At 44.6% G+C, this 25,027-nt stretch carries 22 protein-coding genes and 2 pseudogenes; 7 read left to right on the top strand and 17 right to left on the bottom strand.

From position 1 onward, the window contains the following. Positions 1-39: 39 nt before the first annotated feature. The 3 genes from PV763_RS04215 to PV763_RS04225 all read left to right on the top strand — a co-directional run bounded on the left by PV763_RS04215 (position 40) and on the right by PV763_RS04225 (position 2,894). Positions 40-744 carry a CoA transferase subunit A gene (locus PV763_RS04215; RefSeq protein WP_420937405.1) on the top strand — a complete coding sequence of 235 codons (705 nt, stop codon included), beginning with the start codon at positions 40-42 and terminating at the stop codon, positions 742-744. 2 nt (positions 745-746) lie between these two features. Continuing rightward, positions 747-1,385 (top strand): CoA transferase subunit B, encoded by a 639-nt coding sequence (locus tag PV763_RS04220; protein ID WP_005262069.1) that lies wholly within the window; start codon positions 747-749, stop codon positions 1,383-1,385. A 96-nt stretch (positions 1,386-1,481) separates the two neighbouring features. Then, positions 1,482-2,894, top strand: coding sequence for a short-chain fatty acid transporter (locus tag PV763_RS04225; RefSeq protein ID WP_004280129.1), 1,413 nt, complete (start codon positions 1,482-1,484; stop codon positions 2,892-2,894). 54 nt (positions 2,895-2,948) lie between these two features. On the opposite strand, the gene PV763_RS04230 is transcribed toward PV763_RS04225, so the two are convergent. The 4 genes from PV763_RS04230 to PV763_RS04245 form a co-directional block, all read right to left on the bottom strand. Beyond that, positions 2,949-4,439, bottom strand: coding sequence for an OmpA family protein (locus tag PV763_RS04230; RefSeq protein ID WP_420937406.1), 1,491 nt, complete (start codon positions 4,437-4,439; stop codon positions 2,949-2,951). 182 nt (positions 4,440-4,621) lie between these two features. Beyond that, a complete protein-coding gene (locus tag PV763_RS04235; RefSeq protein WP_168386799.1) occupies positions 4,622-5,857 on the bottom strand; it encodes a dihydroorotase in 1,236 nt (411 codons plus the stop codon). 10 nt (positions 5,858-5,867) lie between these two features. Continuing rightward, positions 5,868-6,884, bottom strand: a complete 1,017-nt coding sequence (locus PV763_RS04240) for an aspartate carbamoyltransferase catalytic subunit (RefSeq protein WP_004280134.1) — start codon at positions 6,882-6,884, stop codon at positions 5,868-5,870. 224 nt (positions 6,885-7,108) lie between these two features. Continuing rightward, on the bottom strand, positions 7,109-7,453 hold the full coding sequence (locus PV763_RS04245; RefSeq protein ID WP_168386798.1) for a hypothetical protein: 345 nt from the start codon (positions 7,451-7,453) through the stop codon (positions 7,109-7,111). Positions 7,454-7,684: 231 nt separating this feature from the next. Here PV763_RS04245 and rlmKL point away from each other — a divergent pair, with 231 nt between their 5' ends. Beyond that, positions 7,685-9,889: a bifunctional 23S rRNA (guanine(2069)-N(7))-methyltransferase RlmK/23S rRNA (guanine(2445)-N(2))-methyltransferase RlmL gene (rlmKL, locus tag PV763_RS04250; protein ID WP_004280136.1), complete on the top strand. Its 2,205-nt coding sequence runs from the start codon at positions 7,685-7,687 to the stop codon at positions 9,887-9,889. A 184-nt stretch (positions 9,890-10,073) separates the two neighbouring features. On the opposite strand, the gene clpB is transcribed toward rlmKL, so the two are convergent. The 4 genes from clpB to crp all read right to left on the bottom strand — a co-directional run bounded on the left by clpB (position 10,074) and on the right by crp (position 15,344). Further along, entirely contained in the window at positions 10,074-12,653 is a 2,580-nt protein-coding gene (clpB, locus tag PV763_RS04255) for an ATP-dependent chaperone ClpB (protein ID WP_420937407.1), read from the bottom strand. 251 nt (positions 12,654-12,904) lie between these two features. Next, positions 12,905-13,270, bottom strand: a complete 366-nt coding sequence (locus PV763_RS04260) for an antitoxin Xre/MbcA/ParS toxin-binding domain-containing protein (RefSeq protein WP_396469702.1) — start codon at positions 13,268-13,270, stop codon at positions 12,905-12,907. Between the two features lie 143 nt (positions 13,271-13,413). After that, positions 13,414-14,463: an NADP(H)-dependent aldo-keto reductase gene (locus PV763_RS04265; protein WP_420937408.1), complete on the bottom strand. Its 1,050-nt coding sequence runs from the start codon at positions 14,461-14,463 to the stop codon at positions 13,414-13,416. 173 nt (positions 14,464-14,636) lie between these two features. Next, positions 14,637-15,344, bottom strand: coding sequence for a cAMP-activated global transcriptional regulator CRP (gene crp / locus PV763_RS04270; RefSeq protein WP_004280141.1), 708 nt, complete (start codon positions 15,342-15,344; stop codon positions 14,637-14,639). A gap of 147 nt (positions 15,345-15,491) precedes the next feature. Here crp and PV763_RS04275 point away from each other — a divergent pair, with 147 nt between their 5' ends. Beyond that, on the top strand, positions 15,492-15,914 hold the full coding sequence (locus PV763_RS04275) for an OsmC family protein (protein WP_420937409.1): 423 nt from the start codon (positions 15,492-15,494) through the stop codon (positions 15,912-15,914). Between the two features lie 66 nt (positions 15,915-15,980). Here PV763_RS04275 and PV763_RS04280 read toward each other — a convergent pair whose 3' ends face one another. Further along, positions 15,981-17,018 carry a metallophosphoesterase gene (locus tag PV763_RS04280; protein ID WP_420937410.1) on the bottom strand — a complete coding sequence of 346 codons (1,038 nt, stop codon included), beginning with the start codon at positions 17,016-17,018 and terminating at the stop codon, positions 15,981-15,983. Positions 17,019-17,238: 220 nt separating this feature from the next. Between PV763_RS04280 and PV763_RS04285 the strand changes: the two are divergent. Next, positions 17,239-17,769 (top strand): annotated as a pseudogene (locus PV763_RS04285) (transposase); the annotation flags it as partial. Between the two features lie 168 nt (positions 17,770-17,937). Here the strand turns inward: PV763_RS04285 and PV763_RS04290 are convergent. The 4 genes and pseudogenes from PV763_RS04290 to PV763_RS04305 all read right to left on the bottom strand — a co-directional run bounded on the left by PV763_RS04290 (position 17,938) and on the right by PV763_RS04305 (position 20,498). Further along, positions 17,938-18,720 (bottom strand): annotated as a pseudogene (locus tag PV763_RS04290) (sulfite exporter TauE/SafE family protein). A gap of 68 nt (positions 18,721-18,788) precedes the next feature. Continuing rightward, the gene (locus tag PV763_RS04295; protein ID WP_420937411.1) at positions 18,789-19,661 is read right to left on the bottom strand and encodes an MBL fold metallo-hydrolase; all 873 of its coding nucleotides are present in this window, start codon (positions 19,659-19,661) and stop codon (positions 18,789-18,791) included. Positions 19,662-19,663: 2 nt separating this feature from the next. Next, on the bottom strand, positions 19,664-20,080 hold the full coding sequence (locus tag PV763_RS04300) for a DUF6691 family protein (RefSeq protein ID WP_005404969.1): 417 nt from the start codon (positions 20,078-20,080) through the stop codon (positions 19,664-19,666). Position 20,081: 1 nt separating this feature from the next. Then, positions 20,082-20,498: a YeeE/YedE family protein gene (locus tag PV763_RS04305; RefSeq protein ID WP_016659403.1), complete on the bottom strand. Its 417-nt coding sequence runs from the start codon at positions 20,496-20,498 to the stop codon at positions 20,082-20,084. Between the two features lie 120 nt (positions 20,499-20,618). Between PV763_RS04305 and PV763_RS04310 the strand changes: the two genes are divergently transcribed. Further along, complete coding sequence (locus tag PV763_RS04310; RefSeq protein WP_004810630.1) at positions 20,619-20,939, top strand: ArsR/SmtB family transcription factor; 321 nt, start codon at positions 20,619-20,621, stop codon at positions 20,937-20,939. Here PV763_RS04310 and PV763_RS04315 read toward each other — a convergent pair. From PV763_RS04315 to dsbD, 4 genes are all read right to left on the bottom strand, one after another. Then, a complete protein-coding gene (locus PV763_RS04315) occupies positions 20,936-21,298 on the bottom strand; it encodes a YidH family protein (protein WP_004646570.1) in 363 nt (120 codons plus the stop codon). The genes PV763_RS04310 and PV763_RS04315 overlap by 4 nt on opposite strands. 107 nt (positions 21,299-21,405) lie before the next feature. Next, entirely contained in the window at positions 21,406-22,146 is a 741-nt protein-coding gene (gene dsbG, locus PV763_RS04320; RefSeq protein ID WP_348939813.1) for a thiol:disulfide interchange protein DsbG, read from the bottom strand. Between the two features lie 17 nt (positions 22,147-22,163). Then, positions 22,164-23,012: a prolipoprotein diacylglyceryl transferase family protein gene (locus PV763_RS04325; RefSeq protein ID WP_420937412.1), complete on the bottom strand. Its 849-nt coding sequence runs from the start codon at positions 23,010-23,012 to the stop codon at positions 22,164-22,166. Beyond that, positions 23,009-24,946 carry a protein-disulfide reductase DsbD gene (dsbD, locus tag PV763_RS04330; protein ID WP_420937413.1) on the bottom strand — a complete coding sequence of 646 codons (1,938 nt, stop codon included), beginning with the start codon at positions 24,944-24,946 and terminating at the stop codon, positions 23,009-23,011. The genes PV763_RS04325 and dsbD overlap by 4 nt, the downstream gene beginning before the upstream one ends. Positions 24,947-25,027 lie beyond the last annotated feature (81 nt).

Genomic DNA, 25,027 nt, shown 5'->3' on the forward strand with positions numbered 1-25,027 from the left:
CAGATTGAAGTCTGCTACAACAATAATAGAGGTGACAAGATGTCAAACAAGGTTTATGACAGCGCTCAATCCGCCTTAAAGGATGTGGTGCAAGATGGTCATACCCTGGCCGTTGGTGGTTTTGGCCTATGTGGTATTCCGGAAGCTTTGATCGCAGCTTTAAAAGAAACAGGTGCTAAGCAACTCACCTGTATTTCCAACAATGCCGGCGTAGACGGCTTCGGTCTCGGACTTCTGCTGGAAACCAAACAGATTAAAAAAATGATTTCCTCTTATGTCGGTGAAAATAAGGAATTCGAACGTCAATATTTAAATGGCGAACTGGAAGTTGAACTTACTCCACAAGGGACTTTGGCAGAAAAATTACGTGCTGGCGGTGCCGGTATTCCGGCTTTTTATACGGCGACGGGTGTCGGAACCGTGATTGCTGAAGGTAAGGATGAACGTGAATTTAAGGGCAAGAAATATATCCTGGAAGAGTCTTTAACTGCTGATGTCGCCTTGGTTAAAGCCTATAAGGCCGATAAAGCTGGCAACCTGATTTTCCGTAAAACCGCCCAGAACTTTAATCCGGTCTGTGCCATGGCCGGCAAAATTACCATTGCTGAAGTCGAAGAGATTGTCGAAATTGGCGTGCTGGATCCGGACGAAATCCATCTTCCGGGAATTTATGTGAACCGGATAGTCCTGAATGCTCAACCGGAAAAACGTATTGAACAGATGACTTTAAAGGCGGAGGCTTGATCATGGCTTGGACACGTAATGAAATGGCGCAGCGCGCGGCACAAGAGCTTGAAGATGGTTTCTACGTCAATCTAGGGATTGGCCTGCCGACGCTAGTCGCGAACTATATTCCGGAAAATATCAATGTCTGGCTGCAGTCGGAAAATGGCCTGCTGGGGATTGGCGAATTTCCAACCGAGGAGACAGTGGATGCCGACCTGATCAATGCCGGTAAACAGACGGTTACCGCGCGTAAAGGTGCTTCATTTTTCTCAAGTGCCGACTCCTTTGCCATGATCCGTGGCGGTCATGTCAATATTGCCATTCTGGGTGCTATGGAAGTGTCCGAAACTGGTGATCTGGCCAACTGGATGATTCCAGGCAAAAAGGTCAAAGGCATGGGCGGTGCCATGGATCTGGTCGCGGGTGTACAAAAGGTCGTGGTCTTGATGGAACACTGCGCCAAAGATGGTACACCGAAAATTGTACCGCAATGTAGCCTGCCCCTTACCGGCCAAGCTGTGGTGAACCGGATTATTACCGATCTCGGTGTACTGGATGTTACTCCTGATGGAATTCGACTGGTTGAACTGGCACCAGAGGTAAGTTTTGAAGAGATTCAAAAAGTCACGGGGGTAGCGCTACTACGTAACGCTGCCTGATCCAGCCAGCCCTTAAGAATGAAGCATCTTAAGGGCTTTTTTATATATAGCTGTTTCATTTCAAAATAATAATCGCAGAATAAATGGATTTTAACCATGCAAACTCAACAAAATATTTTGCAGCGCTTCGCCTTGCGCGTCAGCGACTGGTCTGAAAAATGGTTTCCGGATTCTTATATTTTTGCCCTGCTTGGCGTCATCATTGTGGCGATTGCCGCCATCGGAATTGGTGCACCCGCACAGGATGTCGCGATTTCCTTTGGAGACGGCTTCTGGAGCCTGATCCCCTTTACCTTGCAGATGTGCATGCTGATCGTGGTCGGTTATGTGGTTTCCGTATCTAAGCCTGTCCAGCTTCTGATCCAGAAAATGGCGCGCCTGCCACATTCCGGTCGTGGTGCGATTGTCCTGGTCGCCACGGTCAGCCTGTTAATTTCTCTGATTAATTGGGCCATGAGTACTGTACTGACTGCACTTCTAGTAATTGCACTGGCACAGCGTAAAGAGCTGAACATGGATTACCGCGCTGCTGCGGCTGCTGCGATTATCGGAATGGGTGCGACCTGGGCGCTGGGCATCAGTTCTTCTGCTGCACAGTTACAGGCCAATAAAAGCAGTTTACCCGAACCGATCTATAATCTGACGGGCGTGATTCCATTTACTGAGACTATTTTCTTGCCACAGTCTATGATCATGACGGCGGTACTGATTGTAGCTTCAATTGCAATTGCTTACTGGTCAGCTCCTAAAGGCTCTGACATTAAAACCATTGAACACTTCCCGATTCAGATTGAAGAAGAAAAAACGGAAGTATCTGCCGAAAAAAGACCGGGGGATTGGCTGGAAAATTCACCCATTTTAAGCATTCTGATTGTGATTCTGGGCGCAGTCTGGATGTTTAACGAATTTTCCAAAAGCAATCCGATTCTGGCCATTTCCAGCTTAAATACCTATAACTTTATCTTTCTGATTTTGGGCGTGGCCTTGCACGGTACACCACGAAATTTTCTGAATGCAGTTTCAAAGGCCGTTCCGGCTATTTCAGGGGTACTGATCCAGTTTCCACTGTATGGCAGTATTGCCTTTATGATGACCAATGCGCTAAACCCGGCCGATCTGTCCTTGTCACATTACATTGCCGAGTTCTTTGTTTCCATTGCCTCACAGGAAACCTTTGCCATTGTGATGGGCTTATACTCGGCGATTCTGGGTTTCTTTATTCCATCCGGTGGAGGCAAATGGATTATCGAAGCACCCTATGTGATGCAGGCTGCGCATGACCTGAAAGTGCATCTGGGCTGGTCGGTGCAGATTTATAATGCGGCAGAAGCCTTGCCCAACCTGATTAATCCATTCTTTATGTTGCCGATGTTGGGTATCCTGAAACTGAAAGCTAAAGATGTGATTGGATTCACGGTGACCCAGCTGATTTTCCATCTGCCTTTGGTACTGTTCCTGCTCTGGTTCCTAGGAAGAACGCTGACCTACAGCCCGCCGGTATTTTCTTAATTCAAAACAATAAAAAAGGACGAAAATTCGTCCTTTTTTATTTAGGCCGCTCTCTTAATTTCCTGTCTTCTCAACTACACCTTCATCATCTACTTCACGAACAATTCCCGTTTCGGTATTCACGACCTCAAAGGTCACGCGACGGTTCTGAAACTGTCCGGCAGGTGTGGCATTGGGTTCAACCGGCTGATCCTCTCCCATGCCAACTGCCTGTAACTGTGCAGGATTGACCCCTTTTCCAACGAGATAACTGGTAATCGCTTGAGCTCGTTGCACAGACAGCACCTTATTTTCTGCTTCACTACCCTGAGCATCGGCATGTCCTGTAACCTTCAGAATGACATGCGGTGCTCGTTGCAATAATGCAGCAGCCTGATCCAGCACCAATTTATTGACCTCGGGAACTTCAGTCGATGCCGTATCAAAATTAATGATCTGTAAATTCAGTGCAGTCGCCACATCCAGCGCTTTAACATTATCGGTCTTGATACTGGCCAAGGCTTGTTCTGCCTCACTATTGGCGGTATTAATCACGTCACTTCTATTGAGCGGCTGCTGGGTCACCACTGTGACATTTTTGGCCAGACTACGAATTTGTGCTGCCAGACGCTCGGCTTCTGCATTGGTTGCTGCACGCACTGAAACCTGATTGCCAATCCAGTCGAGTGACACATTTGGCATTCCCTGGATTGTCCTCAACACAGTAGGAATAGTATCCTGATCGGTAAATTCTGAATGATAAACCTCACTGCTCAGCGCACCACAACCAATATTATAATTAAAGATCTGTTTGATCTCATTTTGTAGAATTTCCATATACTGCGGATTATTCAGCTGTAATTGGCAACTGACAATTTCTCCATCACTGCCGGTACTTAATCGCAAGGATGCAGGCTGAACTGCGGCAACTTCGCTCGTTGCCTGGGTATTTGAATCTTCAACATCATCCTGCATGCAACTACGAACCAAAAACAGGATCAAACCCGCCAGGATCAGAAAAATAATAAACGGCCATAAAAAGCCGGTTTTTCTCTCTTCCTGAACGATGATGGTCTGCTCCGCCAATACAGGTTCCTGATTAAAATTCTGCCCTGCCAAGGGTGAAACTCCAAGCGCTGCCAGAATAGGGCCAGCCCAAACGGGTAATGCGCGCTGAATCGAATCGGCATGAGTTTCGAGCAAATGGCTAATCGCTTCCGGACTTGAAGCACCCGCTTCAGTCTGTAAAGAATTCATGGTCGGTACAATTGACCGGTTCAAGGTATGTTCTATTTCGTCTTGCGGTGCACTCTGATCCACTTGATCGAGAAACTGCTGCTTGAGTGCCGGGTTTGCATTAAATAATTCATGGATTTTTGGATTGAGTTGCTGACCAATATTTTCAATCCAGGCGGGACGTGCACGCAATATACTTAAAAAGATGGGATAGAATTGAGCCAAAGCTTGATCTTTGGCAAATAAATGCTCGGTTTCACCTTGAAGCACAATCGCCGTAACATCGCTTTTTAAGCGTTCTATAAAGTCTATATTCATAATCGTCACCATTCTTTTGATTTTTCTAATGTTTAATATTTAATCAGTGTAACGATCCCCATTTTTTGAAAATGTAAATAATTGTATGAATATCATAAAGTTTCACTGTTTTTGTTGAGTACTCATTTTACAGATAGAGAATTTATATAAATAAAAAAGCCAGCCGAAGCTGACTTTTATAAAATTGGGATCACTTAAGCAGCAAAAGTTTGAACAACTTTACCCAGCACTTTTTGATTAATTAGCGGGGTATTTTTACCTTGTGACACGATGCTTTCTTTATTCAGGGTCCATTCCAGTTCCGGATCTAGCAGCACCCAGCCTGATTCATTTATCCATCGATCTGCCATTTGCGCAACACTAGCCGGAGCTAAGGTCACTTTTTCCACCCATTCCAGTGGAGTCAACAACCCCTCACGAATCAGTTGCAGACCAAAAGGCACATAGGTATCAAAAGCAGTGAAACCTGGCTGCGTTTCAGCAAACGGCGCCATTTTCGCAGAGCTGCTCAGCGGTTCATGATGAGTACAAATCGCATCAATCACGCCTGATTTCACACCTTGGCGTAATAATTCTTTATCGTGTTCAGAACGAAGTGGCGGACGCACATGTGCCAGTGAATTAAAACCATCAATCAAATGATCGGTCAGATGTAACTGATGCATGGCCACATCACAGGTCACCGGTAAGCCTTTTTCCTTGGCAATACGAATGAGTTCCACCGAAGCGCCACAAGACAACAGACCAAAGTGTGCTCGCACTTTGGTTGATTCAATCATCAGTAGATATTTGGCAATTGCCACGGTTTCAGCCAGTGCAGGAATCATCGGCAAGCCCTGACGTGAAGCAATAAAGCCTTCATGCACACAGCCGTCTTTGGCGATTTGTGGTTCTTCTGCATAGAACACCACCGTCAGGTCTAAACCTGCAGCATATTCAAGGGTACGAAGTACCACATCATCATTGGCAAACGGCGCACTGGCATTGGAAACCGCAGTACAACCGCCCTTTTTCAAGCCCGCCATATTTGCCGGTTGTTGACCATTTAAGCCTTGGGTTTGCGCACCAATCACTTGAAGATAGATCCCACCATCCAGCATGGCTTTTTCGACCAGACCGTGAATCAGCGCACCATTATCTTGTACGATTGGCTTTGAATCGGGTGGCGTAAATACGTGCAAAATGCCATTTTCACGTGCCGCTTTTCCTTCAGACTTAAGCGTACCGTGTTGCTGTTGACCCGGTTCACGTAAACGCGCACACAAATCGACCATGGTTGGCATTAACCATTTACCTTGACCATCTATCGTTTCAGAGACATCTGCTGTTTCTGCAACGAATTTTCCATTTTCCAGATACACGGTCTGGATAGAATTAGTGTTTTGGATCGGATCAAGAACACGGACATTTTCAATTTTTACAATAGTCATGACTTATTCCTTAACCCGCAATCGCTTCAATCAAACCTTGTTCTTGTAACTGGCCTTGCATCGATAAAGCCAACACCGCCATACGCACTGCAATGCCATTGGTCACCTGCTTCAAAATCACAGATTGTGGACCATCCGCAATACTTGAGTCGATTTCAACGCCGCGGTTCATTGGTCCCGGATGCATCACAATACAATCCGGTTTGGCCATGGCAAGACGTTCTTTATTCAAGCCATACATTTTGTAGAACTCAGCTTGCGAGGCCAGTGCCGGAGAATCAATACGCTCATTTTGAATACGAAGCGTAATAATCACGTCGCAGTCTTTAATGCCGTCTTCCATATTGTTAAATAGACGAACACCATCGCCATATTCTTCAAAGCCTAATGGCAGCAAGGTATTCGGTGCAATCACCCGGATATCCTGGCAACCTAAAGTTTGCAAGGCAGCCACATCTGAACGCGCGACACGTGAATGCTTGATATCGCCAATAATGGCAATCGACATTTCTTCGAATTTTTTATTGGTTTCGCGGCGAATGGTCAGCATGTCCAGCATCGCTTGAGTCGGATGCGCATGACGGCCATCACCGGCATTAATAATTGCCACTGTTGGACAGACATCCTTGGCAATAAAATGCGCTGCCCCTGAAGATGAATGACGCACCACGAAAATATCGGCCGCCATGGCTTCCAGATTCCATAAGGTGTCACGCAGGGTTTCACCTTTGGAAGTACTCGAACGGGCAATATCGATATTGAGAACGTTGGCAGAAAGGCGCTTGGCAGCGGCTTCAAAGGTGGTGCGGGTACGGGTTGAATTTTCGAAGAACAGGTTCATCACCGTTTTGCCTTCGAGCAAATTATTGGTGATCAGCTGATTTTGGTCATTAAAAAAGGACTGTGCAGTGTCCAATATTTTTGTCAGGGTTTCTTTAGAAAGACCTTCGATGGTCAAGAAGTGTTTTAGATTACCTTCTTTATTGAGTTGAATCTGGCTCGGTGTATGCAATGCCGCCAAGTGCATGAGAGATTCCTTATGCGTTAAGTCAACATATTATACAGAGATTGGCGAATTTTTATAGTTGGCCATGCTGCTACTTGTACAAAAAGCATCTGAACAATAAAAATAAAAAATCAGATTCCTTTGTATTTTTTCAATAAGATAATTTAACCCGATTTGCATCTTGCTGATTTTAAGTACAAAACCAACGGGCGCTTCAGTCTGGAGCATTCACACCCATCTCAGGTTTAACGCAGTGCACCAATATAACGATGTGACACCTGTGCACGATAGATATCGTCTTCATCCGGTTCGACCGAGATCAGCCCTTCCTGCTGGATCGGCTGTGCAGATTCTGTTTGTGAGTCTGGTGCTGTTTCCGAAATCTCCAGTACCATTTTCAGGCGCTGGATCAGATGATTCAAATCTGGATCCTGGGTTTGCTCTGCCAGTTGAATCACATGCCGGGCATAGTCCAGATTCTCTGCCAGATAAATTGCATCAATCACCCGACCGGAAACCCGTCGTAAACGTGCATAAATTAAAGTGGCCACTGAAAAAGCATCATGGTTGCGTAACTGATTCTCTAACATCTTAACCCCCATTATAAAATTGAAAAATCAGGCAGCCATCGCTCCCCATCGACTGACCGCCTGATTTGCCATGTATAGAGCAAAATGCGTACCAGTTCCTCAATTTATAGTGTGAATATTATTTTTCTCTATCACATGCCACGGCCTTTCAGAGAATTTCAAAAGCTTTCAATATAAAAATACGGTAAACTTAGCGCAGTTTTTTATTTATCTTTTTGGTCTCTCTATTATATGAATACCTCTCCACGTTTAAGCAATTATTGGGTCACCTGTGCCGATGGTCTGGAAACCTTATTAGAAGAAGAAATACAAGGCTTAGGTGTTCAGAATATTGAGCGTTTTCCGGGCCGTTTGACCTTTAAAGGCACACTGGAAAATGCTTATCGTATCTGCATGTGGTCACGTCTGGCTTCACGTGTCTTGATGCCGATCCACACGCATGAAATTGAATTTTCTCATGATGCCCGTGATGTGGCAGAAGAACTCTATGAAGGGGCTCTCAGCTTTGACTGGTCGCTGATTTTTGCACCACAAAGTACCTTTGCGATTCGTTTGCATGTCGAACGTGATATCAAGGTCAATACCCAGTTTGCGACTTTACGTGCCAAAGATGGTGTCGTAGATTCCTTTATGGAAGCCGTAGGCAAACGTCCAAGCATTGATACCAAACAGCCTGAAATTACCATGTATATTCTGGCAGGCAAGAAAGAACATACTTACTGCCTGGACCTGTCTGGCGACTCTTTGCATAAACGCGGTTATCGCCGCTTTATGACTGACGCCCCAATCAAGGAAAACCTGGCCGCTGCGATTCTGCAAAAAGGTGGTTTAAAAGCGTTAAATCCGGACATCATTGTCGATCCAATGTGTGGTTCAGGTACCTTTATTATTGAATCCCTAATGATTTTGACCGACCGTGCACCGGGTCTGGTCCGTCGTTTCGGTTTTAATGGCTGGAATGGCCATGACCATGAACTGTGGATGAGCATCAAGGCCGAAGCTGCTGAACGTCATCAAGCGGCAATGGAAAATCCATTACCACAATTCTATGCCTTCGATGCGGACTGGGAAGCGGTTAAAGCCACCAGACAAAATATTATCGCGGCGGGTTTTGAAGCTGCTCTCGACAATATCATGATCGAAGAACGGACTTTAAATGACTGGCCTGATTTCCATGCAGAAGGCAAGAAAGTATTCTTCGTGACCAACCCGCCATATGGCGAACGTCTCGGCGATAAAGCGCAAAACCGTTCTTTATACCTGGGTTTATCGGCTTTATTGCAAAAGAATTTCCCGAATCAAAAAGCGGCTGTGATTGCCTCCCAAGTGGAACAGGCCGATGTGCTGGCGTTCAATGATCCGCAAATCCTGCGTTTGATGAATGGTAAATTGCCGATCTATATCCGCTTCGGTACGGTTAAACCGGCCGCAGTGGTACGTCCATTCCTAGAAAGCTGGCAGCCTCAGCAGTTTGAACCGATTGAAGGTGCGATGGAGTTTGCCAACCGTCTGACCAAAAATATGCAAGCTCTAAAAAAATGGGCAGTCAAGGAACAGATCCATTGTTTACGTCTCTATGATGCAGATTTACCTGATTTTAACGTCGCAGTAGATCTGTATGGCGAGCGTTTGCATGTACAAGAATATGCGCCGCCTAAAACCATTGATCCGGAAAAAGCCAAAAAACGTTTTAACCTGGCACTACAGGCCATTCGTGCCGTGACCGGTTTGGGCCGTGATGCGATCTTTATCAAGACCCGTGCACGTCAGGAAGGTAAAAACCAGTACACCAAACAAAGTACAGCATCCAAGCGTTTTATCGTTCAGGAAGGTCAAGCCAAGATTCTGGTCAACCTGACCGATTATCTGGATACCGGTCTGTTTCTGGATCACCGTCAAATGCGTTTACGTATTGCACGTGAAGCAAAAGGCAAACACTTCCTAAACCTGTACAGCTATACCTCAACGGCAAGTTTACATGCTGCTTTGGGTGGTGCTGCAAGTACAACCAGCGTCGATCTGTCGAATACTTATTTGAACTGGTCTAAAGAAAATTTTGTTCTGAACGGCTTAACCGTGGATCATGCGGATGAACAGCATCAGTTCTTTGCCTCTGACTGTTTCGAATGGCTAAAAGAAGGTCATGAGCAATATGAGCTGATCTTTATCGACCCACCAACCTTCTCAAACTCGAAGAAATTCTATGGGACCTTTGACGTACAGCGCGACCATTTGTCCCTGTTAAAACGTGCGATGAACCGCTTAACCACTGATGGTACCTTGTATTTCTCAAATAACTATCGTGGTTTTGAGATGGATGAAGAAATTCTGGCCTTCTTTGATGTTGAAGAAATTACCCAGGAAACCATTGGACCTGACTTCAAGCGGAATCAAAAGATTCACCGTGCCTGGAAAATCCGTCATCCGCAAGTGTAATTTGATGATGAATTAACTGTCTTTATCACGATTGATATCTTCTTTATTTTCCCTGAGCTGAGTTTTAAGCCATGCTTTAAAGCTCGCCGCAACAAGAATACAAAAGTGTTGCAATGCTCGAAGTTAAAATAAGATTAAAAAAAACCCAGCCTAGGCTGGGTTTTTTGTTGCAAGGAGAAGCGGTTTAGTTAAGTTTCATTTTTTCAAAGATTAACTCACCTGCTTCAGCTTTCACCAGAATGGTATCGCCCGGCTGGAATTCTCCGCCCAGGATTTTCTGCGCCAGACCATTTTCAATCCGCTGCTGGATTGCACGTTTCAGTGGACGTGCTCCATACAATGGATCAAAACCGGCCTCGATCAGCTGATCGAAAGCGCTGTCATCTACCGACAAGCGCATATCGCGTTCTGCCAGACGTTGACGTAAACGGTCCAACTGGATATCGGCAATACCGCGAATCTGGTCTTTTTCCAGCGCATGGAACACTACCAGTTCATCAATACGGTTGATAAATTCCGGACGGAAATGTTCCGATACCGCATTCATCACCACCGTACGGACTTCTTCTTTAGTGGCATTACCGCCCAATTCACGTACATCCTGCGAACCCAGGTTCGAAGTCATGACGATCACAGAGTTTTTAAAGTCCACTACCCGGCCTTGCGAATCAGTCAAACGGCCATCATCCAGTACCTGTAGCAAGATGTTAAATACGTCCGGATGCGCTTTTTCGACTTCATCAAACAAGATCACGCTATACGGTTTACGACGTACCGCTTCAGTCAGTACCCCGCCTTCTTCATAACCGACATAGCCCGGAGGCGCACCGACCAAACGGCTGACCGAATGTTTTTCCATAAATTCCGACATATCGATACGCACCATGGCATCGTCACTGTCAAACAGGAAGTTCGCCAGGGCTTTGGTCAGTTCTGTTTTACCGACACCTGTTGGCCCCAGGAACAGGAAAGAACCACTTGGACGGTTCGGGTCTGACAGGCCTGCCCGTGAACGGCGTACCGCATTGGAGACTGCCACCACGGCTTCTTCTTGCCCCACCACACGGTTATGCAGGAATTCTTCCATATGCAGCAGCTTGTCACGCTCACCTTGCAACATTTTCGCAACCGGAATACCGGTGGCTGCACTCACCACTTCTGCAATTTCATTGTCAGTGACTTTATCACGTAGCAGTTTTGGCGCTTCGCTTTCTTCAGCTGCTTCAATACGTTCCAGCTGTTTTTGCAACTCCGGAATGACACCATATTGATACCGTGCTGCTTCAGCCAGATCACCTTCACGTTGCGCTTTGTCCAGTGCAATACGAGCCTGATCCAGTTTGACCTGAATGTCTTTATTACCAGCAACCAAGGCTTTGTCTGCACGCCACACTTCTTCCAGATCCTGATACTCTTTTTCAACTGTGGCGATCTGATCGGACAAGTATTGAATCTCAGCTTTGGCACCTGAGTCTTCATCTTTTTTCACCGCTTCCAGCTGCATTTTTAACTGAATCAGACGGCGTTCCAGTTTATCTAAAGCTTCTGGCTTAGAATCGAGTTCCATTTTGATGCGTGATGCTGCTTCATCAATCAGATCAATGGCTTTATCCGGCAACTGACGGTCTGTGATATAACGATGCGACATTTTCGCCGCCGCAATAATCGCGGAATCCAGAATCTGTACCCCGTGATGGGTGGCATAGCGATCTTTCAGACCGCGCAGAATCGCAATGGTGTCTTCCACGCTTGGCTCATCGACCAGCACTTTCTGGAAACGACGTTCTAGCGCTGCATCTTTTTCAATATACTGACGATATTCATCCAGTGTGGTCGCACCGACACAGCGCAGCTCGCCACGTGCCAGCGCAGGTTTCAGCATGTTACCGGCATCCATTGCGCCATCACCTTTACCAGCACCCACCAGCGTATGCAACTCGTCGATAAACAGGATGATTTCGCCTTCGTGTTTGGCAATATCTTTCAGAACGGCTTTTAAGCGTTCTTCAAACTCACCACGGTATTTGGCACCGGCCAGCAATGAACCCAAGTCTAGCGATAAAACACGTTTGCCTTTGAGTCCTTCAGGTACTTCACCATTGATAATACGCTGCGCCAGACCTTCGACGATTGCAGTTTTACCCACCCCTGGCTCACCGATGAGTACCGGGTTATTTTTGGTACGACGTGACAAGACCTGAATGGTACGGCGGATTTCATCATCACGGCCAATCACAGGATCAAGCTTGCCTGCCAATGCACGTTCAGTTAAATCAATGGTGTACTTATTCAGTGAATCACGCTGATCTTCATGATTGTTGCTCATGACTTTTTCATCGCCTCGAAATTGATTAATCACTTGACCTAAAGTCTCTGCCTTTACGCCAACACTATTTAATAAGGTTTTGGTATTTCCGGTTTCTGCCAGCGCCAACAGCACCCAATCCGTAGATAAAAACTCATCTCCGGCTTTTTGCGCAAAGCTGTCTGCCAGATGCAATACTTTTGCCGCTTCAGGACTGAGGTTGATATCTGCTGATGGATTGGTCAGGGTTGCTGCATTGCTCAATGCTGTTTGCAGCTTGGTTTGTAGCTCACGTAGATTAGCACCGGCTTGTTGCAGCAGGCTGACATTGGATGCCTCATCCATCAAGGTGGCCAAGATATGGATCCCATCAATCGAAGTATGGTCCTTACTCATGGCCAGCGATTGCGCATCGGAAAGGGTTTGCTGCAGGCGATTGGTAAATTTTTCAAAACGCATTCTTGTTATTCCTCACAACAAATTTTCTACTTGATGGATATATGGGTGCGGTTGATAAAATTTCAAATCATTTTTATATATTTTTCAAAAACTTAATTTATATTAGGAGACAGATATCAGTAATAATATTGGTATATATAAAGCAGATTTCAAGTGAGGTTAGAAGAATTTTTAAGGTGAAGATAAACAATTCATATTTTATTTAATTTACTCTGCTATTTTTCAGCTTAGTAGAGAATAGAGAGATATTTTTAGTACGGTTGCAACCTTCCTAGTAATCGCAATACTTCACTCAAACCATGTTCTTTTTGCATCAAGGATCTTGGCGTTTGATGATTCAAAAGCTTGTTAGGTGAATTGATAAAATGGCGCATCCAGCTCAAGTCTCCACCATGCAAGCTAAATAACTTTTGATAGATATTTACTAAAGCTATAGCTTTTTCGCCTGCTGTAGTATCTGGTTCTAATTCTTTTTCATTTATAACCAGAGATAATTCCGCCTCAGATAAACCCAGAATCAATGCAAGTTCGAATTCTTTCAGTTGCAACTGCTCAGCTAAGTTGAATACTGCTATAGCTAATACTTGGGATTTAGAAATACCTGTTTCACTATTCATTTTTATCAAATCATCTTGATGCGTCTTATTTCGATTATGCTGCTTTTATTGTTTTCCGGCCATGTTGTTTATCATCAAATTTAATTTCTCATAAAATTAAAACACCCTCGCTTGGAGGGTGCTTTAAAATAACAACACCATGATTATGGTGCCGGATTCGGTTGCTGACGGTGAATTGCCTCAATACCTTTCAGTATTTCCTCAGACAGATCAATTTCAAATGCCTGAATATTTTCTTTCAGCTGATCCAGATTGGTGGCACCAATAATCGTACTGGTCACAAAGAACTGCTGCTTGATAAAGGCCAAAGCCAATTGAGTGAGACTTAAGCCATGCTGTTCTGCCAGCTGGGCATATTGCTCGGTTGCCCATTCACTTTGCGGATTGCTATAGCGGCTAAAGCGGGAGAATAGCGTTACACGTGCATTGGCAGGACGCGCACCATGACGGAATTTACTGGTCAGATAACCAAATGCCAAAGGTGAATACGCCAACAAACCTACATTTTCATATCGGGCAATTTCTGACATGCCAATTTCATAAGTACGGTTCAGCAGGTTATAGGGGTTTTGCACGCTGACGAATTTGGACAAACCTAATTTTTCTGCGAGATGCAGGAACTTCATCGTGCCCCACGGGGTTTCATTGGAAAGGCCTATATAACGGATACGACCTTTTTTAATTTCATACTGCAAGGCAGTCAGGGTTTCTTCGAGATCTGTGACGGCACGATTTTCTGCCGCTTCAGCATTGCCATAACCCAGCTTGCCAAAGAAATTGGTTGGGCGTTGCGGCCAGTGTAACTGATACAGATCAATATAATCCGTTTGCAGGCGTGACAACGACTGGTCAATCGCTGCTGAAATTTCATCGGCAACAAAACGGGTTTTTCCATCCCGAATATGACTACCACCTTGCGAGGGTCCGGCAATTTTTGAGGCTAAAAAAAGTTTGTCACGGCCACCACGTGCAGCGATCCAGTTCCCGATAATACGCTCGGTAGCACCTTGCGTTTCGGGTTTTGGCGGTACCGGGTACATTTCCGCAGTATCCCAGAAATACAGTCCCTGATCTAAGGCATAATCCAGTTGCTGAAAAGCCTGTTCTTGCATGTTCTGCTCACCAAAGGTCATGGTGCCCAAACAAATTTCTGGCAAAAGAATGCCGGTATCCGCCAACGGTCTGAATTGCATAAAAACATCCTGTGAATTTTATTCAGTGAATTGAGATTAAGTGGGCTATAGCCTATCGGAATTATAAGGGAGACTTAAATCATCTTTTCTGAGAAGCTTGTTCTAAATTTTTATGTATTGAGTAATGACGCATAAAAAAAGCAAATCCGAAGATTTGCTTTTTAATATCTGGATTATTCGTCTATGGCACCATCTGCCACTGCTTCAGATGCTTCTTCTAATGAAGCATCAAAGATCAGGATGGCTTTACCATCGGTTTCGATCATGCCCTGCTCTTCCAGGGTTTTTAGTACACGTCCGACCATTTCGCGGGAACAGCCAACAATGCGACCAATTTCCTGACGGGTAATACGGATCTGACGACCATTTGGCAAAATCATCGCTTCTGGCTGTGAAGACAGGTCGATCAGACAACGTGCAATCCGGCCTGAAACATCAATAAATGCCAGATCAGTGACTTTACGTGTGGTATTTTTCAAACGACGTACTAATTGAGCAAATACCGCATAGCTCAGATCAGGATATTGCTTGCTGATTTCGTGAAAGTTTTCATAGGTAATTTCGGCAATTTCACACACATCACGCGTACGAACTTCCGCAGTACGTTGTGGATTAACCTCGAATAGACCCATTTCCCCAAAGAAGTCACCCGCATTTAAATAAGCCACGACAATTTCACGATCATCATCTTCACGAAGAATGATAGATACAGACCCCTTCAGAATTAAATATAAAGATTTAGATTCTGATCCTGCATCAATGATCGTGGTACGTTTTGGATAACGATTAATATATGCACGTTTTAACAGTGCTTTCACGGATTCTGGTAATTGCCCCGGAGAAAGCGCATCAGTGCTTAATTGTGAAAAGTTTGAAGTCATGCTAACAGTTCCGATTATGGATAATTTATAGATCGCACAAGACCTAATGTGAACTTGTCACACAGTGGGATTGAAATTCCGTATCAACCCAATTTATGTTAGTGTACAGTTACTTGACAAATTTATAGCTTTTTTTAGGTAGTTGCAATGCAAACAAGCGTTCATTGGTTAGAGAATGTTGCTTTTGAAGCAAAAACTCAAAGTGGTCATAGCCTTATCATGGATGGTTCAGCTGAATACGGTGGTGAAAACCGTGGTCCCCGTCCTATGGAACTGCTTTTAACGGGTTTGGGCGGTTGTGCGTCTTTTGATATTGTTACCATTTTAAAGAAGGCTCGTCAGGATATTACCGATGTACGCTGCGAATTAAAGGCTGAACGTGCAGATACAATTCCGGCAGTATTCACGAAAATTCACTTGCATTTTGTAGTGATCGGCAAAGCGATTAAAGAGAAACAGGTCGTAAAAGCCGTAGAACTTTCTGCTGAAAAATATTGCTCTGCCAGCAAAATGCTGTCTGATGGCGGTGTTGAAATCACCCATGATTATGAAATAATCGAAGCAGAATAAAATCTAGATTCTGTAAAAAAAGCGGCTGGAAAAGCTGCTTTTTTTGTATCAGAAAATTGCCTTTTCTCAGAACCGCTGAACTGAATACTGATTGCCATCTTCAAAGCTCAAGATATTTTCTGGAAATCTTAAGGCGCCGAGTCGATGTCTGAACGCGACACCCTGTTGACGATCGAGATAGCGTTTACCCACTGAATAATCCACACAAAATACGTTTTGTTGCTGTCCATACCATTGCAGTGCATCGATCGATTTGAGTAAACCGGTTTTTTCTTCAGTAGATTTAAAGTTCCGCCAATAATGTCCAGTAATGACTGGAATTTGGTCGGTATAGCTGTCCCACCATGGCACGCGGTCGATCATCCGCCACCTTCCACCGGCATAAATCGGTTCTAAGGCGATTTTTTCCGCACCAGAAGTAATGACCCGAATCGGATTGTGCATTTGCTCACGTAGCTCTTTTTCTGCGAGATGTTGCAATAAAGGTAAAGTTGTAGCCGGGTCTTTGAACTGGTGTTGGTAGCGTTGCTGCTCTATCTGGATGAATTCATTAATACCTAAGGCTTGCAGATCCAGCGCTGTATGTTGAACGAAATCAGCATAGGCTTCGCCAAGCGAAGTAAAACCAGAATTGCGTAATTGATCAATTGATCCTTGATGCCAACAGGCATGTACAACACGCAGCTGCTCCGACTCCAAAGCCAACGGTAAGCTATTTAAAAAATCCAGAATCCATTGTCGATCTTTGATTGAGGCTTGGATCGAATCAAAAGGTTTCAGATCATCCTGATGCGGTGAACCAAAAAACCAGCCATTGCCTTCCCGCAAAGTATCGGTCAATAGGTTCAATTCATGATTACCCATCACACATTGTGCATAGCCTTCATCTACCAGCTGTTTGACGCGTTTGATCACCGCAACACTGTCTTGCCCCCGGTCACATAGATCACCGACAAAAATTAGTTTGCGCTGTTCTGGATGATGACCATTCCGGTCATAACCTAATACCTGGATCAGTTGTTCCAGCGCGGCAATCTCACCATGAATATCCCCTACGATGTCCACGGGACCAGTGAAAGCCTGCTGTATAAATGAGTACTTCATTTATGCATCCTGAATTAAGTCTAAAACAGAATATATCCCTAATAAGTATCCTTTAAATTTATGAAGATCTGAATACAGAATGAATCATCATTTAAATAATTTAACCCGAATCACGGATAAGAAATTGACTTGAAAAATAAGAGGACTAGAGCCATCAGTTGAGTTACCAAACCAAACTCACAACTCTAGTCCTGATGTTCAATAGTACCGATTCTGCTTAATTGATGATTTCTTTCTTAAATTTGAAGCAACTTATTGGAAGTTCCTCAAACAAAGTCATCATTCTCTAAGAATCAGAAATGCTCAGCTCACAATTTCAGAAATCTGCTTTATCACCATTTGGTACAAATGTTCTCATTTCAATAATTTCAAAGCCTTTTTTACATGGCTAAAGCTGGATAAAAGCTTTTTATTTAAGCACTTGCCTTGCTGCCAACGCATGATTCACTTGATCAATAGGCATGAATTAGCATTACATGCCCTGTATGTAGCTTTGATGAAAGGCAAAGATAAACAATACTTATAGATTGATTCAACAACGCTACCTGTTTGTAAAAATCAACGTATTCAATGCCATAAATCATTAGCCCAAATCGCATCACGTGGCAAAAGTTCTATGGGTTGGTTTTATGGCTGTAAATTACATATCGTGATGAACCAATTTGGTGAAATTAGTTGTTCTGCTTTATCGAATGGACATGTTGCTGACATAAAAATGGTTGAGCAATTGGTTGATGGTTTTGCATCGCTTCAAACAGTTCATTTACGCTGACTTCCTGAATCCGGCTTTTTGCATTCTGGATCAATTGCTCTGCAGTTTTCATCATTTTCATTCTTCCTCGGCCATTAAAATTATATTTTGTATAAACGATGCTCAGGTAGATTGAAAGCGTTTGAGTTTAAATTTCCAACTGGCTATTTAGCCCATGAGCGCTGAATAGATTAAATACATCGCTACCCCAACCACGGTAGTGGCAAATATTTTCTGTACCTTGTTACTGTCAATCCGCTGCATCAGACTGCGTCCAATTAATATCCCCGCAATACAGGCCAGAACAAAAGTCAGCGTAACCGAAACAGGATATTGAAAGCCATCCAGCACGTGTGCAGAAATACTCACCCCACCAATCAGAAAAATAATCATCAGGGAAGTCGCAACGATACTGCGCATATCAAGGTCGGTGAATTTACGCAGGGCTGGAACAATGACAAAACCACCCCCCACCCCCAACAGACCGGTTAATAAACCTGCCACGACACCAATACCTGCTAGGAACGAAGCAGTTTTGACATTTCAGATCAGACGACCGGTGGTTTGATTGACCTTGCACGGTGCATTGCCATGATCGGTCACTTTATTAAAGAAGATCCGGTAAGCCACAATCAGCATCACCAGACTGAAAGCCAGCGTTAGCCAGACCGGAGAAACGATATCAGCCAGATGTACGCCATAACGGGCTGAAGGAATACTGATCAGCGCGATCCAGAGCGCAGCACGATAACGCACAATACGCTTGAACAAACCCTCGAACGTTCCGACCAAGGCGGACAGCGTGACTGCAAGCAATCCCACCGGCGCAGCTTGGGCCACGGTCCAACCCTGACTCGCCATCAGTGCCGGTACAGCCAGAATACCGCCACCGGCACCAGTCAAACCCAATAGCACTCCGATAACCAGCCCTTCAAGTATTAATGCCCACATCGCCCTCTCCCTTATCCACAAAAGTGATTCAATAAAGGTTGAACTTTTTGTTGAATCACGACACAAGCTTATTTGAAGTAGTTAAGAGGAAGCTTGAGGTAAGAAACACCATTTTCTTCTGGCTCAGGAAACTGCCCTGCTTTCATATTGATCTGAATCGCCGGTAGAATCAGTTTAGGCATACTCAGTCCTGAATCCCGCTGATTTCGCATCTGAGCAAATTCAGTTTTACTGATTCCCTGATGAATATGAATATTCTGTGTCTTTTGTGTCTGTATATCAGATTCACACACATAGGATTCACGTGTTTCAGGCAAATAGTCATGACATAAAAAAACCCGGGTATCTTCTGGCAACTGAAACAGGCTTTGTACCGAATCATAAAGCTGTTCTGCACTGCCACGCGGAAAGTCACAACGTGCTGTACCATAATCTGGCATAAACAGGGTATCACCCACAAAAACCGCATCACCAATCACATAACTCAGGCAAGCGGGAGTATGTCCCGGTGTTGGAATGTTATAGGCTTTCAATGTTCCGATTTGGAACGACTCATGATCTTCAAATAAATAATCAAAGAGCTGCTGGGCATTCCATTGTTTAATATCCAGATGATAAATCGCGCCAAAAGTTTCCTGAACAATACCAATTTTCTGGCTCATGGCAATCTTGCCACCTAACTCAGCTTTGAGATATTGCGCTGCAGTCAGATGATCAGCATGGACATGGGTTTCCAGAATCCACTCGACCGTTAAACCCTGCTCTTTAATATAAGCAATAATTTTATCGGCATGAATAGTTGAGGTACTTGCTGATGCCGGATCATAATCCAGAACGCTATCAATAATGGCGCAGGCTTTGGTCGCCGGATCACGTACAACATAACTGAAGGTATTGGTATCTTCGTGAAAAAAATCTTTTACTATAGGTAAGTTTGACATCGTTAAGCTCCTGACCATTTACGGTGAATCCATACACCCACCAGCATTGCTACAATAAAATAGAGCACTTGATAGTGGCCCAAACCGATCAAGGTGAAACTTGGCGCCGGACAGATGCCGGCAATGCCCCAACCTGCACCAAATAAAACCGCACCCGTGATCAGTTTTTTATCTATCTGATTATTTTTAGGTAAATCAATAGGTTCATTAAATACTGTTTTCGGTTGCGCCGTACGTAATGCTTTCTGGAAGGGAATAAAGGCTACCGCAATCGCGCCCATCATGACAAAGGCCAGACTGGCATCCCAATCGCCAAACAGATCCAGGAAATCGAGTACTTTTTCCGGATTGGACATGCCCGATACCATCAATCCCACAGAGAACAGCGCACCAAATAAAAAGGCAAACACATTTTTCATTTTAGAATGCTCCTGTGATATGACGGATAATATAAACAGCGACAAAACCTGCAAACATGAAAGTCATGGTCGCGATGATAGAACGCTTAGACAGGCGACTGATGCCACAAATTCCGTGACCACTGGTACAGCCCGAACCTAAGCGTGTCCCAAAGCCCACTAGCAGACCTGCCACAATCATCATCAGTGGGCTGGCATTCAATTCGATTTCAGGTTGTACAAACAGACCATAAATAAACGGTGTGAGGATCAAGCCTAATAAAAACCAGATTGCAGGCGTTTTAAACATGGTTTTTGAGTTTAATACCTGCCCAATCAAACCACTGATTCCTGCAATACGGCCATTGACGTAAAGATAACCAACTACGGAAAGCCCGAGCATTAAGCCGCCAATAAATGCGATGAGGAAGTCATGCATGATGAATTAATCCCTATACAATATACTTTTTTATATTATATAATAAAAAATAATAATCAAGCAGTTTTATGGTAAATTATGTAAACTGCACGGGCTACATCAAAAGTTGTGAGGACATTTATGGATATGATTGCTGCAAATGCCAAAATTGATTTTTCACAGGTCGATTTCGTCAGCCAATGCCTAAAAGTTTTAGCCAATCCTGATCGTCTGAAAATCTTATGTATCTTAGTCGACGGGGAAATGAATGTTCAGGAAATTGAAGAATCTACCGATATTCATCAACCTACACTTTCACAACAGCTGACTGTACTGCGTAAGGCCGACATGGTTGGCACCCGACGTGAGGGCAAACAGATTTTCTATCGTCTGAGTGATCCCAAGGTCTTGAGCCTGATGCAAAAGCTGTACGAGCTGTATTGCGCCCAGCCCTCTTCTTAGTGCAGCCAAAAAGAAATGATCAGAAGCAGTCCGCTAAAAGCAGTAAACAGATTTAGCCATACGGGATACTGGGTGTAATAACCTTCAATAAATTCCGGCGGTCGCAGTGATGTCAAACCCCGTCGATATTGCAGGATTGAGGCGAAATTCACCAACATACCAAATACAATCACCGCAATTCCCAGCCATTGTGAATAAGCTATTTTCTGTGCATAAGTGTCTGGGTCCACCAGTTGCACTAGCAGGTTGGATTTTTCAATCACAAAACCAAAAGCAATTAATGCCAAACCACTCCGGTTCCACGCCAGAGCGGTTCGTTCCAAAGCAAGCAGTACCCGTGGATCATCCAAATTTGACATTTCTTATCTGCTCTTCATGCTTAACCTATCCACCAATGTTAATCTGTCTCCCTATCATGTATAGATGTTTTAAGTAAAAATTACTTTTCTATCATGCAGTTAAAATATTATTGTTCAAAAATTTCCTTGACATCCATCGCCAGGCCTTGAGTAGATTTAAATTCACCCTGATTGTTTTTCCAGGCCATCGACGGTGTGGAGAAAAAGCCGTATTTCCCCATCAAGGCCTGATTGGCATCAATTTTTGCAGCAATTTCTGCAGGAATCTTTGCCATTTTCTTGAGCTGCTTTTTGCCTTTATTCTTGTTTATATCATTAAAAACTGCTGCTGGATTTTTCGACATTAACAATGTTGCCACCTGACCACGGCTTTCTTCACGGATCACACCGACCTGAATATGACGCAGCTGTACCTTGCCTGATTCGACCCAAGGCCGAGCCGATTGCCAGAATTTATAGCAATATGGACAATTGGGATCGGAAAAGACATAGACCACCCGTGGTGCATCTGGCTTGCCATCCTGAATCCAGGTCGATTTTTCCAGGGTTTTCCAGACATCGTCCAATACCGCTTTTTTCATATGCTTTTCAATCTGCTCATTGGAAAGGCTTTTCCCTTGCGCATCAAACAGTTCGCCCTTGATATAATATTTATCATCGTTGGAGATAAATAGCGTATTGGAGTACTGGTCTTCATGCCCCACCCAGCCAGTCATTCCTTGAGGTGCTGGAATCTGTTTTACAAACACAAAACCCTGTTTTTCAATATTCTGCTTAATATTTGCCTGCGTATGCATGCTCATGATCAGGAACATGCCTGCACCAAACACCCGGTAAATTTTGTTCATACTAAGTCCTTCCGTTTTTAAGGTTGATCTGAAATTCTGTTTAAATATTGCTGCAACATAGCCGGACTGAGTTCCCCCATATGCCGCTCGACCAGCTGGCCTTGAGCATTAAAAAACAGCGTCGTTGGCAGGCCAAAACTATTCATCTGCTGTGGCAGTTCACCATATGGGTCCAGCAGGACATGTTTAAATTGAAACTGATGTTTTCTTAAATAGGCATTTACGGTGGCTACCTCCTCACCCTGATTCAGCATGACAAAATTCACTTGAGGATATTGCTTGGCTGCTTTGGCCAACACCGGCATTTCGCGATGACACGGCGGACACCAGCTCGCCCACAAATTAATTACCGTGGGCTGGCCAATGAATTGGCTGAGTGGAATCTTGTCTGTACCCAGACGCTCCTGTTCTAGTCCAGCAAAGGCTAGATCAGGAAACGCTGCTTCAGTTTTTAGACTGGATTTGAACGCGAGTCCAAGCCCGATCCAGAGTACCAATATGAGCAACAAGATGGCTTTGAATCGGGTCTGCAGCTGTCTGTTTCGAATGACATACCACAAAGTACCAATCAGCACCCCGCCCCATAAATGAAAACCTTTGTCCTGGATTTTCAGTATGTCGATGGGTGCTGCAAAATACAGCTCGGCATTGAGCAGAACGAAAACAAGACGTGCACCCAGCATCCCTAGCAAAAAACTGCTCCAGAGCAAATCCTGACTTTGTCCAAGCAGCTGTTTAGACCATGAATACTTTCTGGCTAATCCAAACAGGAGGGCAGATAACAGCATCAAGCCAGTGGCAACAATAATAAGTGTCCAGGGCAACATCAAAGGTCCCAGATGCAGCGCATCACTGGAAATCATCATGGTTGCTCCCCTTGTAGTTGCTGCAATGTGCCTAGTAAATGTGCCGCACTAAAGCTTCCGGTCAAGCGCAACTCACGCTGCTCCTGATGCGCTGCATTTAAAAATATGAAAGTGGGTGGACCGAGGATTTGCCATTCTTTTAGCAGCTCATCCTGACTTGGATGATAGTGGGTCAGGTCTAATTTGATACGAACCACATTTTGTAAAGCCGCCTGGACATCACTACGTGGAATCACTTCCTTTTCAATCGGTTGACAGGCCACACACCAGTCTGCATAGACATCAATCACCACCGGCTGTGCAGGATGTTTGGCTAAAACCTGTTGTAATTTTGCGGCTGTACTGACCTTCTGCCATTCAAGCCGTGATTCTACATGGGCCACCTGTACCTGACTCCAGACATGATAGAGCTGTATGCCTCCTGCATAGACCAGTAAACCACTGAGCAGCATCAGGACTATTTTCGATACAGACCGATGCACATGGGGCAGCATCTTGAACAAGAAGTAGCCTGAACAGGTGATCAGTACCACCCCCAAAAGGCTCAGGTATAAAATGCCGGGCAATAGGGGCCGGGCGAAATACAAGGCCAGAGCCAGCATGACAAAACCAAAACTGAACTTCAGGCGATCCATCCAGATGCCAGGTTTGGGTAAAAGATGGGACCCAAATACGGCAGCAATAAATAGCGGCAAGCCCAGCCCAAGGCCTAAGACAAACAGATAACTGGCGCCCAGTATCGGCTGATTGAGCTGAGACACATAGATTAAGGCACCGGCCAACGGTGCACTCATACATGGCCCTACAATCAGTGCGGCGATCATCCCCATGAAACCAGCACCAATCAGCGTGCCGCCCTTCTGCTTTTGCTGCCATTGATCCAGCCGCTGTAACATTCCTTGGGGTAAGGACAGCTGAAATGTTCCAAACAGATTGAGCGCGAACAAAACAAACAGAATGCTAAAAATACTGATGAATACGGGACTTTGAAACCAGCGCTGAAAACTGTAACCGAGCTGTGCCACAGCAAGTCCCATGATCGCATACACCAGTGCCATACCGAAAACAAAGACCAGTGCAATCAGTGCAGCACGGTAGCCCCGGTGCTGCTGGACCAGAATTCCCGTTAAAATTGGAATTAAAGGTAAAGAACACGGTAAAAATGCCAGCAGAATGCCAAGCCCGAGAAAAATCAGTGCATTAATTAACAGACCTTGTTCCGACAGCAAACTTAAAAAATACTGGTCATTGTTCCACTGGCTATTCATGCCTGCTGACGAAGTTTGATTTTTAGGGTCTGCAATGAGCTGGTCGTTTTTCTCTGCTAATCCCGTCTCAGGCTGCACCACAGGGTCGGAAACTGCAGCGACTTGCACTTTCTCCACCTTTTCTTCAGTCAGTGCTTGATCTGCACTTGGAATTTTCCCTATAGCCTCTAGTTTATCTTTCTGGGCGGTCAGAATCTTGTCATTTGCTTCTGGCTGTGCAGTGCTGGCCAGCAGTTTTGGTGTTTTGCTCAGGTTTTGCGCTGGAAATAAACCATCTGCATCAGTTTTTACTGTGGTGCGTTGCACCGGATAACATAAACCGCTTTCTGCACAGCCCTGCCACTGCACCGCAAACTGCTGGTTGGGCTGGACATTCATATTGGTTTTGACTTGCCCATAATGCACCTGAGTCAAACCGAAATTGGGATCATCTTTGTCTTCAGGTTTGGGCAATGCCAACTTGACTGGGGTCTGCTGAGAAGACACTTTAAGCTGGTCATGATACAGATAATAACCATCTGCGATTTTCCAGCTAAGCTCTGCCTGATCCTGACTTGTAGAAACCACCTGAAACTGAAATGCCTGATCTGGTGGTAAAAAGTCGGCATGTGCAGTTCCCGTCATGATTCCACCACCAATCACGGCACCCAATATCCACTTCAACATCCAGCTGCTCTCCTCCTGTTAGGACTGTATTATTGAAAAACTAAAATTAAGGCAACATTAACAGCCCAAATCATTTATAAA

It is taken from the genome of Acinetobacter sp. AS5 (assembly GCF_048957595.1).
GTDB lineage: Bacteria > Pseudomonadota > Gammaproteobacteria > Pseudomonadales > Moraxellaceae > Acinetobacter.